Below are 12,745 nucleotides of genomic sequence, written 5' to 3' on the forward strand. Positions count from 1 at the left end.
TACATTTAGTTGGTTGGATAATATTTCAATTCTTCATATTACTAACAGAAGAAATTAACCATGACAAAAAATTCTTTTCAATAAGAGAAAAAATACAATTTTATATTAAGACCAAATCCATCGATCATTAGTTAATGCTTGAGAATCATTAACTTTTTCAATCTCATCTGTTATCGACCACTCATTACTTCTTTCAGCGTTCGCCATATGAACTTTAACCTTTTCACCTACATTAAATTTCTGCCCGTGTGTTAAATAAACTGTAACATTACGTTTACTTCCGTCATTTCCAGTATATTGAACAATTACATAATTATATTCTTCTATTCCAGATTTAAACTTATCTACTTTTGTAACATGTCCTATTTCATATTCGTATGCAAAAACATGTTTTAAATAACTTCCCTGGTGTAATGTATCAGTACCTTGAACCTTTTCAATTGACTCTGCAATCATATAGTCCGTAAAATTACGCATCATTGCACCAGTAGCTTTTATTTGATCACCAACTTTTACATTTGGTGTAGAGTTTAAATAGATACTAATAGGTTCTGAATACTTTGTTGACTCAACAGAGATAACATTATCAGTAACCTCAACTACACGCCCTTCAATTGTTGATAAATTTGACTCGATAGAAGCTGCACTTGCTTTTGTTACTTCTAATCCTGGTATGTGCCTGCAAGAGCTGCAATTCCTAATGCACCAGCTAAAATGATTTTTTTCATACCTTATAACATCTCCATTCCGATTGTATTTAAATGTGTAGTTAGGTTTAATTCGTAAATAACTTTCTTATATCACCCAACATGTAATCATTATAGTTACATTAAGAATGATTATCAACTACAATTAAAATGTAATTTTGCATAATAATAAATCTTGATTTAATAATTTATCATTCAAATTGAAGTAAGTTCATCGGTAAGAGGGAATGAAGATAATAACTTTGATTATATTTTAGTAGCAGAAAAATATTAAAACTAGTAAATTTAAAGGCCATCCAAATGGGTGGTTTCTTGTTTTTTATGAAATATTTGCCCAAAGTAGAAACTCATACGAACTAGTAAGGTATAAGTGGGAAATGTAAATATGGAAGGTGTTTGAGGTAATTTTACATAAGAAAATAATATTTTTTTCATTATGAGAAAATGCACCATATGCAGGTTGATTACATATCTAGGACTTCCATTTACATAGAAATCCTATTTTGAAAAAAAGCAATGAAGGAAGTTAAATTAAATCCTCAAGATAAGGAAATAAGGGTACCTATGACAGATCCTAAATGGTCTAAGGAAGACGAATGGGTCAAAATGGCCCATAATGTAAATGGTGTGGAAATGCATTATGTTAAAAATACAAAAACTGGTGAATTTGATGATTTTAAATTTAAAGATAAAAAATAAGGGGCGTTTATTATGAAAGTAACTTGTTTGTACAACACTGGAGATTATCTAGCAAAGGAAACCGAGGAAATATTTAACTTAGTTATTGAAAAGAAGTATATTGTTTATGGCATATGCAAGTTACAAAGTGGTGAGTTGACATATTTAATTTTAGGAGAACGTGAAAATATGCCATCATGGTATCCAGCAGAATTATTTAAAATATCCGATGCGTTACAACCTATAGAATGGTATTGTGGAGAACACAGACATGTCAAAGATACAACTATAGATTATATATGGGGATATAAAGAGTTAGCCTTGGATGATACACATGCTCTTGGTTTAATAGAAAGAGAGAATAAAGATATGGAACTATTTTTAAAGCGTAAAGCTGAAATTGATGAATTTGAAGAATTGTAATAGTAAATGAATTTTTTAACTTATAAAAAGCGTAGAAATTAAAAATTTCTACGCTTTTTTGTACATAACATTTAGATAAACAGCTTGTTTTTTGAAAAAGTTGAAGATGGTATTTATATTGGCAAGAATATCTATTACAATGGACCCTATATAAAAAAAGTAGTTGCAAGTGCAACTACTTTTTTTCACAAAAACATTATTATGCATATAACACCTTTAGCGTAGACTTGCGCTTAAGGGTACTTGGGAATAAACTATGAAATTGTTACCATAAGTACCGTGTCTTGAAAATGAGGAAGAAATTGAACCGTTCCAACTTTTGTAGGTAGATCCAGATGTATCTGCTCTTAGAAGTACGTTTGAAAAGCTAGCCTGGCTAAAAGAATTACGTCCAGCATCTTCAACACCCTGAACCATTTTTACTGGTTCGTATTGAGAAAATGAGCCATATACAGGCTGATTTGCATATCTAGGGCTTCCATTTACATACATAGTAACCGTACCATTTCCGTTATTAATTATTTTAAGGTTTACCCGATCACCATCTTTAATTGATGTATCATATTGTGTGTTCCAATACTTACTGTTTTGACCTGATTCATTATATCCTGAATTAAGAAATACTTTATATCCACTTGGTGTTTTTGAAATACCACCCTCAACTTTAGATGCTCCAATACCTAAATACCAATTAACATATCCATCTTTAACAACAACTGATTTTGGTAGATTTATATCAGCTGTAATCCCGGTATAACTACTATTTGTAACACTTTTTACAGCACCTTCTGTAGCTGCAAAACTAGTAGTTGAAAACATTGATAGAGAAATTAGAAGTGAACCAACTAGATACATCATTTTTTTCTTACTTTTTCTAAATACTTGATTCATTTTAGATCTCCATATTTTAAATTATTAAATTGTATGGAAAGTTGGCCAACTAACTATAACTTACAAATTAAAGATATATCAGGTTTCATTTAATGTATATATTTTCCTGTTATAAGTCATTGAAATGTCAAATAAATTTGTTCTTTTATATTTATCAATATAGATGGAGTTGACAGAATAAAGTGGTATGTCTATTTAAATGTAAGAAGATTTTGTTAAAAATCCTATAAAAACCTATAAATGTATTGAGGATAATATGTACTAAGATTCATTTAGGAGTAAGGAATATGGAATGAATATAAGGGAATGTTTCAATGGGTAGATCTGAAATATTTAGAAATAGATTAAAAACAAAGGAAATAAATGAATAGTTTTTGTTAAGGAATTCATTGAAATAGTTCGTAGATGAAGGGGAATATATGATTTAAAAGACATGGATTTCCTATATAAAAGAAGAAAGGGGATCCAGCTATGGGAAATACAAATACAAAATCAAAGTTAGATAGTGCATCTATTGAAGGGGTAATGGAGGCATTAAAAGATGAAAATGAATGTTTACGTATGGAAATCGATTATTTAAAGAAGTTAGAGGACTTCGTTCAAAAAGAGATGGAATTGCAGAACAAGACAAAGCAAAAGTAATTTATCTTAAAGAGTTCAAAAGTATGGATTATTTTAAGACAGAATTAGCTAACTATATAGGTTATTACAATCATAAAAAGAATTAAGGTACATTTAAAAGGAATGAGCCCAGTATAATACCGGACTCACATTCAGACGGCCGCTTAATTTTTTGTTTAACACTTTGGGAACAGTTCATCATAGGCGATTGATTGTTGACTTGCTAAGATTAGTGATTGTTATTCTTTAACTGATCTTAAATTACGTTAGTTTAAGTATTGAGAGTAAAAGAATAGGAATAGAAAAATTAATGTTTTGCTAAATAATCTATTAAAGAAACTTAAAGGAATAACAAGTTCTCCTATTGTAAGGATTTTAAGTTTATCCTTATTTAGTCCTTTTATTAATTCTTTTAATGTTTGGAAGTTTATTTTATTAACGAAAGACCAACTTGGCACAGCTTTTGTATCTGAACCTATTTTGAAAACGATATGAATACTATGTGCATGAAAACCGCTTATTATTAAAATAAGCATAAATCCTAAAATAATGAACCAAGTCATTTTTCAACACCTCCTTTGAGTATCTAATATTAAGATATTAAAACCGTTGAGAAAGTGTGCTGTTGTCCATGAAAAATATTGAGAATTTGTTGAGGGAATATTGAAAATGTTGCAATGCGATTGATTGTAGGAGAGTTAGAGTTAATAATGCTTGTCAGATTATATGCGTGAAAAAAGGAAATAGGAAATAGGAAAGAGAACAGTTGCGTAGACTGTTCTCTTAAGGAGCGGAAGTGCTGAACATTTTCAATGACAATGATTCAAGCCTTCCGTTAATAGTATGTGCTTATATTTATCATTTTAGCCAAGAAGATTCCTTCCTCAAGGAGTGTGTGAAGGGCAACAGCCCAGGAGTAGGTGGGAGATGAATTGGCTTCGAACAAGGGATGGCAGGAAGCCATCTTAATTGTTCGACATATAGAAAGTGTTACTTTACTATCTATCGAATGTACGTTTGGTTTATAATAGTTATATACCGAAATGGAGGTGAATGAAATGATGATTAATAAAGCCTATAAGTTTCGTATCTATCCAAATCAAGCACAAGCAATTCTAATCAACAAAACGATTGGTTGTTCCCGCTTTGTATTCAATCATTTCCTATCCTTATGGGATCACGCATACAAAGAGACAGGGCAAGGCTTGACCTATGGTACATGCTCTGCCAAACTCCCTGCCATGAAGAAAGATTTTGTTTGGCTCAAAGAAGTGGATAGTATTGCGATTCAGTCGTCTGTTCGCAACCTTGCGGATGCTTATACGCGCTTTTTCAAAAAACAAAACAGCGCCCCGCGCTTTAAATCTAAGAAGAACAACGTACAATCTTATACCACAAAACAAACAAATGAAAATATTGCCGTTGTAGGGAACAAAATAAAGTTGCCGAAACTAGGCCTTGTTCGATGTGCCAAAAGTCGTGAAGTAGAGGGACGTATTGTAAGTACCACTGTTAGACGAAGCCCTTCTGGCAGATATTTTGTGTCACTATTAGTTGAAACAGAAGTACAAGAACTTCCGAAAACACATTCTTACATTGGAATAGATGTAGGACTAAAAGATTTCGCTATTTTGTCAGATGGAAAACCCTATAAAAATCCGAAGTTTTTCCGATCATTAGAAGATAAGTTGGCGAAAGCACAGCGTGTTCTTTCTAGAAGAATGAAAGGATCTTCTCGGTGGAATAAACAACGAGTCAAGGTAGCTAGAATTCATGAATACATATCAAATGCTAGAAAAGATTACTTGGACAAAATCTCAACCGAAATCATCAAAAACCACGATGTTATCGGTATAGAGGATTTGCAAGTATCGAATATGTTAAAGAATCATAAGTTAGCAAAAGCAATTAGTGAGGTATCATGGTCACAATTTCGAACTATGTTGGAATATAAAGCAAAATGGTATGGCAAACAAGTCATTGTCGTATCGAAAACATTTGCTTCCAGCCAATTATGTTCTTGTTGTGGATATCAAAATAAAGACGTTAAAAATTTAAACCTAGGTGAATGGGACTGTCCTTCTTGTCGTATACACCATGATAGGGATATTAACGCAAGTATCAATATAAAGAATGAAGCGATAAGGCTTCTAACCGCAAGGACTGCGGGGTTAGCCTAATCAATTAGAGTTCGATAGAACTCTTTACTTAGGAATCCCTCACTTCTAAACAAAGTGAAAGTGGGGGTAGTTCAAAATTCATACAAGAAAGGCAGCTATAAAAAATAGCCGCCTTGCCTCAGGGAGAATTCAAGAAAATTAGAGATTCATTATGGATACAGATTGGCTATTACCAATTTATTTATATTATTAGCAGGGGTTCAATAAATTATTCATAAGTTAAGATCTTACTTCATTGTAGGATGAGTGACATGCAAAGTAAAAAGAGCACTTTTTAAAAGTGCTCTTTTTAAGGTGTGTATTAGGACTTGAAAGAGGCATCAATGAAATGTAGAAGGAGATATCTCTATACAACATATGGAGGTACTATGGAAGGGTGACGATAAAAAATAAAGGAGATAATTCTTTTTAGCGACTTAAGATGTAGTCAATTGTATTACATAATTTTATGAGTAATATTGTAGTGTCTTGCATGTGGATATTAAATGTCTAATAATCAAATTAGTCAAATACTTTTCTACCGGTGCTTTATCAAGGTTGATTAGCTCGTAAGTATGAAGCGTTACGCTATAAGATAGAAATACTTACAAATTTTAAAAGAATTCCATTTGTGTACCAAGAAGCAAAATATATTTATGATAAAATATAGAAAAAGATGATTAAGAAGGGACAATTAAAGTGAAACCAACAATTTATGATGTTGCGGAAAAAGCAGGTGTATCAATAGCAACTGTATCCAAGGTAATTAATCAAACTGGGCGTATTAGTGAAAAAACAATAAACAAAGTAAATCAGGTAATGGATGAACTAGATTACCAGCCAAGTAGTGTAGCGGCAGCGTTAACAGGTAAAAAAACATATGCAATTGGGGTACTTGTCCCAGATATCTCAAATCCTTTTTTTGCTGAAGTAGCAAGAGCGTTCGAAAATAGTGCACGAGAATCAGGGTATACACTCATTTTATGTAGTACAGACCATCAAACAAAACGTGAGCATGAATACATTGATTTACTATTTAAAAAGCAAGTAGATGGCATTATTATTGCGACGGAGCTAAATGATTATAAACTTGTAAAAAAAATCGTAAATCGAGATTTACCACTTGTACTATTCACTGTAGACCATCCTTCTATCACGACTCACGTGGTGGCAACTGATGATATGAGGGGAGGCTATCTAGCTGGGAATTATCTAACGCAGAAAGGTCATACATCGCTAACGATTATGATGGAGAAGGATAGAAAAAGTAGCTTAGGGAGATTGACTGGTTTCAAACAAGCTCTTACGGATTCAGGAATTTCATTAGATGACGATGCTATCATTAGCTGTTATTCGACTGTGGAAGATAGCAAACGTGCAAGTAAAGAGTTACTTAATTTACCTAACAGACCTACAGCGGTTTTTGCTTGTACAGATTTGATTGCTATATGCCTTATGAATGAAGCAAGAAAACAAGGGCTTTCAATTCCAGAAGATTTATCAATTATCGGATTTGATAATACAATCTATGCTGAGATTGCAGATCCAGGGTTAACAACAATTGAACAGCCAATTAAACAAATGGCAGCCTGTACGTTTGAACAACTGCTAAAAACGATGGAAATGAAGGAGCATGCTAAGCAAAAAATTACAATTATTCCTCAGTTAGTAGAGCGATCCTCAGTAAAGGATATTACATGATAGATTTTTTATAAGCCTATTTGAATGTAACAAAAGAAGGTCATCGTAACTAAGTATAGTTAGGATGACCTTCTTTTATATATAGGATTTATACAGAGAATTGCTCACCGCTTTTCGTATTTAAATCCTGCTTCATCTCATTTTCCTTTGGAATAGTAAGGAAATGAGTTAAAAATGCGCCAAAGAAGTACAAGCCAGCAAAAATCCACATCACGCCGCCTACACCTAATGGGCCGATGAATGCAGTTACAACTAATGGCCCAACGAATGCTGATAAACCTGAACCTAAATTTAAGACAGACATTGCAGCTCCTTTATTTTCAGGAGATAAAGATGGGACTAATGCTGTAAGAGGTACATAACCGGCAAGTGTTGCTCCATAGCAACAGGCAACAAATAATATAGCCCAATAATTATGCCCTACCATTTGTGGTACATAATAGAGTGCAAGAGTTACAATTCCGCAACCGACTCCTCCAAACCATTTAATCGTATTTACCCAGCCAAACTTGTCTCCAACGATACCAAAAATAATATTAAACACCATATTTACAAAAAATAGAGTACCCCAAATTTGTAGCCATTCCGTCATCGTAAAATTATACTTCATCATGTAAGTAGGCAGGAAAACAACAAATCCAAACTGAGCGGCCGAGTTTATAATTTTAACAATGCCCCCAATTCCAACTTTAGGATTTTCAAATGCAATGGTAATGCCCTTTAGTAATTCACTTGATTTGTTAGCGCTTACGATTTGTGCTTTAAATCTGTCCTTATTTACAACAATAGAGAATAATCCCCCGACGACAACAAAAATTAAGGCGCTCCATAAAGTAGCGATTTCTCCGATTTTAGGAACCATATAGCTAGAATAAAAGGCCCCGATAACACTCAGTCCAAGCTGGAATACGAACCAAAACCAGCCAACTGCTCTTGAAAGCATTTGTTGAGGTGTACTGTAAGATACCCAAACTAGAAAAGAATAAGCAAATAAGGGATAACCAAACCCTCGTAGGGCATAGCAAATTAATATTACGGGATAATTCATATGTTGAATTCCTATACCGATGAATCCGATTGAACCTAAAATGAATGATACTAAACCAAACGTCATGACTTTTCTTGGTCCCCACATTTGTACAAATACCCCTGAAAACCAAGAAGAAGCAGATACAGTAATTCCGTAAATAGTAAACAAGAAAGCAGCGTGTTCTAGCGTTAGTCCTTTTTCAACGAGATAAGGGGATAACCATCCCTGTTCTAAACCATCCCCAATCATAAAAACAATAATCCCTATGTATCCCCAAGTTAAATTAGAAGGGATCCCAATCCTGTCCATAAATGTTTTGTTTGAACTAATAGCGTTCATTCTCCCACCACCGATAAGTTATTTTTGGTTAAGCGCTTAATTCTTTTTGATAAAAAAAGTATACGCTTACATCGTGAGGTCGTCAATTTAATTTTTTGACAATTTACAACTTTCTTTTATAGAGGCATTCTATTTACTTATTGGACAATAAAATAATAGTGAGTATGAAAAGAAAGAAATACCTTATAGATGGGGGTTACTATTTAAAAGGCTTGGTTTTCTTTGTTATATCAGTATTCTAAAAGAATATATTTATAGCTTTTTAGATTATTTATTTCTAATTATTATTCTTTATTTTTATGTAATACGTTTATTGAAGGAACTTAAAATTCGGATGAAAAGGTAAGTATTCAAAAAAATAAAAATGTTTTCAATTTAGAATCAAGTGTGTATAATGAAGAAAAATAGGGAAAGCGCTTAACTTAAATAATTACGCTAAACCTTATAGACTTTCATTTTTTTCTTAAATTTAAATAAAGAGGGAGAAATCATATGAATGTTTTAACGATTGGAATTATTGGGGCTGGACGAATTGGGAAACTACATGTTGATAACTTGCAGCTTATGCCACAAGTAAAAATTAAAGCGGTTTCAGATGTAGTGATTAGTCATTTAGAAAAGTGGGCTGAGGATAAAGGGATTTCCACTCTGACTACAAACTATCAGGATTTATTAGCAGATCCAGAAATTGATGCTGTATTCATTTGTTCACCAACAAATACACATGCGCAAATTATTAAAGAAGCGGCTCTTGCGAAAAAACATATTTTCTGTGAAAAGCCTGTTAGTTTCTCAGTAGAAGAAACATTAGATGCATTAGAAGTAGTAAAAGAACAAGGCGTATCTCTTCAAGTAGGTTTTAATCGTCGTTTCGATCCTAACTTCAGAAAAGTCTATGATCTTATTCAACAAGGAGAAGTGGGACACCCACATATTTTAAAAATTACGTCTAGAGATCCACAACCGCCAAGTATTGAATATGTTCGCTCTTCAGGTGGATTGTTTATGGATATGATGATTCATGATTTTGATATGGCTAGGTATGTGATGAATAGTGAAGTTGTTGAAGTATTTGCATATGGCACAACATTAATTGATCCATCCATTCAGGAAGTAAATGATGTTGATACAGCAATAGTCACATTGAAATTTGCGAATGGAGCTTTAGGCGTAATTGATAATAGCCGCCAAGCTGTTTATGGATATGATCAGCGTCTTGAAGTATTTGGTGAAAAAGGGGCGGTCACTGCGGATAATTGTTGCCCGACAACAGTACAAGTTTCAAAAACAGAAGGTGTTGTAAAAGATAAGCCGCTTTATTTCTTCTTAGAGCGCTACACGCAGGCTTACATTGAAGAAGTAACACAATTTACAAAGTCAATTATAGAAGGACAAGCTGTTATTTGCAGTGGTAATGATGGGTTACAGGCAGAAAGAATTGCGAAAGCTGCGAAGGAATCATTACTAACAGGAAAACCTGTTCAAATTGAACATAAACAGCCTGCATTAAATCAATAAAGAGAGCGCTTACTTCTAGATAGATAAAGAGTTATGAATAGTAGGTTTATAAAAAATATGAACCATATCATTCACTCTTTCATAAAGCATGGGAGGTAGAAACAATGAATCCACTTATTTTTAAAGAAGATTGTCCATTAGACCTAATTGCAGTTGGACGTTTATGCGTTGATTTAAATGCCAATGAAACACAACGTCCTATGGAAGAAACAAGAACGTTTACTAAGTATGTGGGGGGATCTCCTGCGAATATCGCAATTGGTGCGGCGCGTCTTGGCTTACAAACAGGATTTATCGGTAAAGTTTCCGATGATCAAATGGGCCGCTTTATTACAGGATACTTAAAGGATAACAATATTAATACGGATCAGATATGTATTGATCGTACTGGTGCGGTGACAGGTTTAGCTTTCACAGAAATTAAAAGCCCTGAAGATTGCAGTATTTTAATGTATCGCGACAATGTCGCAGATTTAAATCTTGATCCAACAGAAGTTTCTGAGGACTATATTAAACAATCAAAAGCTCTCTTAATTTCAGGAACAGCATTAGCGAAAAGTCCTTCTCGCGAGGCGGTATTTTTAGCGCTAGAATATGCGCGTAAACATGATGTAGTCGTATTTTTTGATGTTGATTACCGCCCGTATACATGGCAATCAGAGGCTGAAACGGCTGTGTATTACAATCTAGCGGCTGAAAAATCTGATGTCATTATTGGGACGCGTGAAGAGTTCGATATGATGGAAAAACTATTAAACTACGAACAATCTAATGACCAAGTTACAGCTGAAAGATGGTTTTCTCATCATGCGAAAATCGTCGTAATTAAGCACGGCGGGGATGGTTCAATCGCTTATACGAGAGACGGCCAATCACACCGTGGCGGTATCTTTAAAACAAAGGTATTAAAGACGTTTGGAGCTGGCGACTCGTATGCTTCTGCGTTTATTTATGGCCTAATGCAAGGGCTTGAAATTCCTCAGGCGATGCGATTAGGTGGTGCTTCTGCTTCGATTGTTATTTCTAAACATAGCTGTTCTGATGCAATGCCAACAAGGGCAGAGATTTCAGCATTCATGGAAACGGCTGAGGAAATTGTATAAAAACATCATAAATGAGTAATCAAGTAAGTGCGTATCTTATGTACGCTTCTACATTACATAAAAGGGAGAGAATGAATATGACAGTACAAACAGCACAAATTGTAAAAAACTACATTGGCGGCGAATGGGTAGAATCTATTTCAACTAAGATGGAAGCTGTATATAATCCAGCAACAGGGGAAGTAATCGCCCAGGTACCACTTTCAACAAAAGTAGATGTTGAACAAGCTGTATTAGCAGCAAATGAAGCATTCAAATCTTGGTCCAAAACAGCTGTGCCAAAACGTGCTCGTATTCTATTTAAATATCAACAATTATTAGTAGATAACTGGGAAGAGTTAGCGAAACTTATTACGATTGAAAACGGAAAAAGCTATAACGAAGCTTACGGTGAAGTTCTTCGTGGTATTGAATGCGTGGAGTTTGCTGCAGGTGCTCCTACATTAATGATGGGAAAACAGCTTCCTGATATTGCGACAGGTATTGAGTCTGGTATGTATCGTTACCCAATTGGTGTTATAGGCGGGATTACACCATTTAATTTCCCGATGATGGTTCCATGCTGGATGTTCCCACTTGCAATTGCTTGTGGTAATACATTTGTATTAAAACCTTCAGAGCGTACACCACTTCTAGCAGCAAGATTAGCTGAATTAGCTGAAGAAGCTGGTTTACCTAAAGGTGTATTAAATATCGTAAATGGCGCACACGATGTAGTAAATGGTCTTCTGGAACATAAATTAGTGAAGGCAATTTCATTTGTAGGTTCCCAGCCTGTCGCAGAATATGTATACAAAAAAGGAACAGAAAACCTAAAACGCGTGCAAGCATTAGCGGGTGCGAAAAACCATTCCATTGTATTAAATGATGCGAATCTTGAACTAGCAACAAAGCAAATTATTAGTGCTGCATTTGGTTCAGCTGGTGAGCGTTGTATGGCTGCTTCTGTTGTTACAGTAGAAGAAGAAATTGCAGATCAATTAGTTGATAGATTAGTAGAAGAAGCGAATAAAATTGTCATTGGCAATGGTCTTGATGAAGATGTATTTTTAGGCCCAGTTATTCGTGATAACCATAAAGAGCGTACAATTGGTTACATCGATTCAGGTGTAGAGCAGGGTGCTACATTAGTTCGTGATGGACGCGAAGATACAGCTGTAAAAGGAGCTGGCTACTTCGTTGGTCCAACAATTTTTGACCATGTTACAAAAGAAATGAAAATCTGGCAAGATGAGATTTTTGCTCCTGTTTTATCTATTGTTCGTGTGAAATCATTGGATGAAGCGATTGAAATTGCCAATGAGTCTCGGTTTGCAAATGGTGCTTGCATTTATACAGATAGCGGAGCAAGTGTACGTCAATTCCGTGAAACAATTGAATCAGGTATGTTAGGTGTGAATGTTGGGGTTCCAGCACCGATGGCATTCTTCCCGTTCTCTGGCTGGAAAGATTCTTTCTATGGAGATCTTCATGCGAACGGTACTGACGGCGTTGAGTTTTATACGAGAAAGAAAATGCTTACATCTCGTTGGGAAAAGTAATCAAGAAGAGAGAAGTAGAATCTCTCTAGGTGCT

General features: G+C 34.5%; 11 protein-coding genes and 1 pseudogene. 8 read left to right on the forward strand and 4 right to left on the reverse strand.

Annotated elements, in window-relative coordinates; all coding sequences use genetic code 11:
• Positions 1-105: 105 nt before the first annotated feature.
• Positions 106-728: pseudogene (locus AC241_RS27385) on the reverse strand (hypothetical protein).
• 495 nt (positions 729-1,223) lie between these two features.
• On the opposite strand from AC241_RS27385, the gene AC241_RS27390 reads away from it, so the two are divergent.
• On the forward strand, positions 1,224-1,406 hold the full coding sequence (locus tag AC241_RS27390) for a mafB (RefSeq protein ID WP_080990912.1): 183 nt from the start codon (positions 1,224-1,226) through the stop codon (positions 1,404-1,406).
• Positions 1,407-1,418: 12 nt separating this feature from the next.
• A complete protein-coding gene (locus tag AC241_RS27395) occupies positions 1,419-1,808 on the forward strand; it encodes a hypothetical protein (RefSeq protein WP_050844910.1) in 390 nt (129 codons plus the stop codon).
• Positions 1,809-2,024: 216 nt separating this feature from the next.
• Here the strand turns inward: AC241_RS27395 and AC241_RS27400 are convergent, their stop codons facing one another.
• Entirely contained in the window at positions 2,025-2,699 is a 675-nt protein-coding gene (locus AC241_RS27400) for a hypothetical protein (protein WP_050844911.1), read from the reverse strand.
• A 471-nt stretch (positions 2,700-3,170) separates the two neighbouring features.
• On the opposite strand from AC241_RS27400, the gene AC241_RS34940 reads away from it, so the two are divergent.
• On the forward strand, positions 3,171-3,341 hold the full coding sequence (locus tag AC241_RS34940) for a hypothetical protein (protein WP_050844913.1): 171 nt from the start codon (positions 3,171-3,173) through the stop codon (positions 3,339-3,341).
• Between the two features lie 245 nt (positions 3,342-3,586).
• On the opposite strand, the gene AC241_RS27410 is transcribed toward AC241_RS34940, so the two are convergent.
• Positions 3,587-3,883, reverse strand: a complete 297-nt coding sequence (locus AC241_RS27410; RefSeq protein ID WP_050844914.1) for a hypothetical protein — start codon at positions 3,881-3,883, stop codon at positions 3,587-3,589.
• Between the two features lie 495 nt (positions 3,884-4,378).
• On the opposite strand from AC241_RS27410, the gene tnpB reads away from it, so the two are divergent.
• Together tnpB and AC241_RS27420 are read left to right on the forward strand one after the other, a co-directional pair.
• Positions 4,379-5,500 (forward strand): IS200/IS605 family element RNA-guided endonuclease TnpB, encoded by a 1,122-nt coding sequence (tnpB, locus tag AC241_RS27415; protein ID WP_050844916.1) that lies wholly within the window; start codon positions 4,379-4,381, stop codon positions 5,498-5,500.
• A gap of 678 nt (positions 5,501-6,178) precedes the next feature.
• On the forward strand, positions 6,179-7,180 hold the full coding sequence (locus AC241_RS27420; protein WP_050844918.1) for a LacI family DNA-binding transcriptional regulator: 1,002 nt from the start codon (positions 6,179-6,181) through the stop codon (positions 7,178-7,180).
• Between the two features lie 88 nt (positions 7,181-7,268).
• Here the strand turns inward: AC241_RS27420 and AC241_RS27425 are convergent, their stop codons facing one another.
• Positions 7,269-8,549, reverse strand: a complete 1,281-nt coding sequence (locus tag AC241_RS27425) for an MFS transporter (protein WP_050844920.1) — start codon at positions 8,547-8,549, stop codon at positions 7,269-7,271.
• Positions 8,550-9,041: 492 nt separating this feature from the next.
• On the opposite strand from AC241_RS27425, the gene iolG reads away from it, so the two are divergent.
• The 3 genes from iolG to AC241_RS27440 all read left to right on the forward strand — a co-directional run bounded on the left by iolG (position 9,042) and on the right by AC241_RS27440 (position 12,711).
• On the forward strand, positions 9,042-10,067 hold the full coding sequence (gene iolG, locus AC241_RS27430; RefSeq protein WP_050844921.1) for an inositol 2-dehydrogenase: 1,026 nt from the start codon (positions 9,042-9,044) through the stop codon (positions 10,065-10,067).
• A 104-nt stretch (positions 10,068-10,171) separates the two neighbouring features.
• On the forward strand, positions 10,172-11,170 hold the full coding sequence (iolC, locus tag AC241_RS27435) for a 5-dehydro-2-deoxygluconokinase (protein ID WP_033659598.1): 999 nt from the start codon (positions 10,172-10,174) through the stop codon (positions 11,168-11,170).
• 77 nt (positions 11,171-11,247) lie between these two features.
• The gene (locus AC241_RS27440) at positions 11,248-12,711 is read left to right on the forward strand and encodes a CoA-acylating methylmalonate-semialdehyde dehydrogenase (RefSeq protein WP_050844923.1); all 1,464 of its coding nucleotides are present in this window, start codon (positions 11,248-11,250) and stop codon (positions 12,709-12,711) included.
• The last annotated feature ends 34 nt before the right edge of the window (positions 12,712-12,745 follow it).

This window comes from Bacillus thuringiensis (assembly GCF_001182785.1).
Taxonomy (GTDB): Bacteria; Bacillota; Bacilli; order Bacillales; family Bacillaceae_G; genus Bacillus_A; species Bacillus_A thuringiensis_S.

Bases quoted from the DNA above. Each gene is read 5' to 3' on its own strand.
- AC241_RS27390 (WP_080990912.1), top strand. From the start codon at position 1,224: ATGAAGGAAGTTAAATTAAATCCTCAAGATAAGGAAATAAGGGTACCT.
- AC241_RS27395 (WP_050844910.1), top strand. From the start codon at position 1,419: ATGAAAGTAACTTGTTTGTACAACACTGGAGATTATCTAGCAAAGGAA.
- AC241_RS27400 (WP_050844911.1), bottom strand. From the start codon at position 2,699: ATGAATCAAGTATTTAGAAAAAGTAAGAAAAAAATGATGTATCTAGTT.
- AC241_RS34940 (WP_050844913.1), top strand. From the start codon at position 3,171: ATGGGAAATACAAATACAAAATCAAAGTTAGATAGTGCATCTATTGAA.
- AC241_RS27410 (WP_050844914.1), bottom strand. From the start codon at position 3,883: ATGACTTGGTTCATTATTTTAGGATTTATGCTTATTTTAATAATAAGC.
- tnpB (WP_050844916.1), top strand. From the start codon at position 4,379: ATGATGATTAATAAAGCCTATAAGTTTCGTATCTATCCAAATCAAGCA.
- AC241_RS27425 (WP_050844920.1), bottom strand. From the start codon at position 8,549: ATGAACGCTATTAGTTCAAACAAAACATTTATGGACAGGATTGGGATC.
- iolG (WP_050844921.1), top strand. From the start codon at position 9,042: ATGAATGTTTTAACGATTGGAATTATTGGGGCTGGACGAATTGGGAAA.
- iolC (WP_033659598.1), top strand. From the start codon at position 10,172: ATGAATCCACTTATTTTTAAAGAAGATTGTCCATTAGACCTAATTGCA.
- AC241_RS27440 (WP_050844923.1), top strand. From the start codon at position 11,248: ATGACAGTACAAACAGCACAAATTGTAAAAAACTACATTGGCGGCGAA.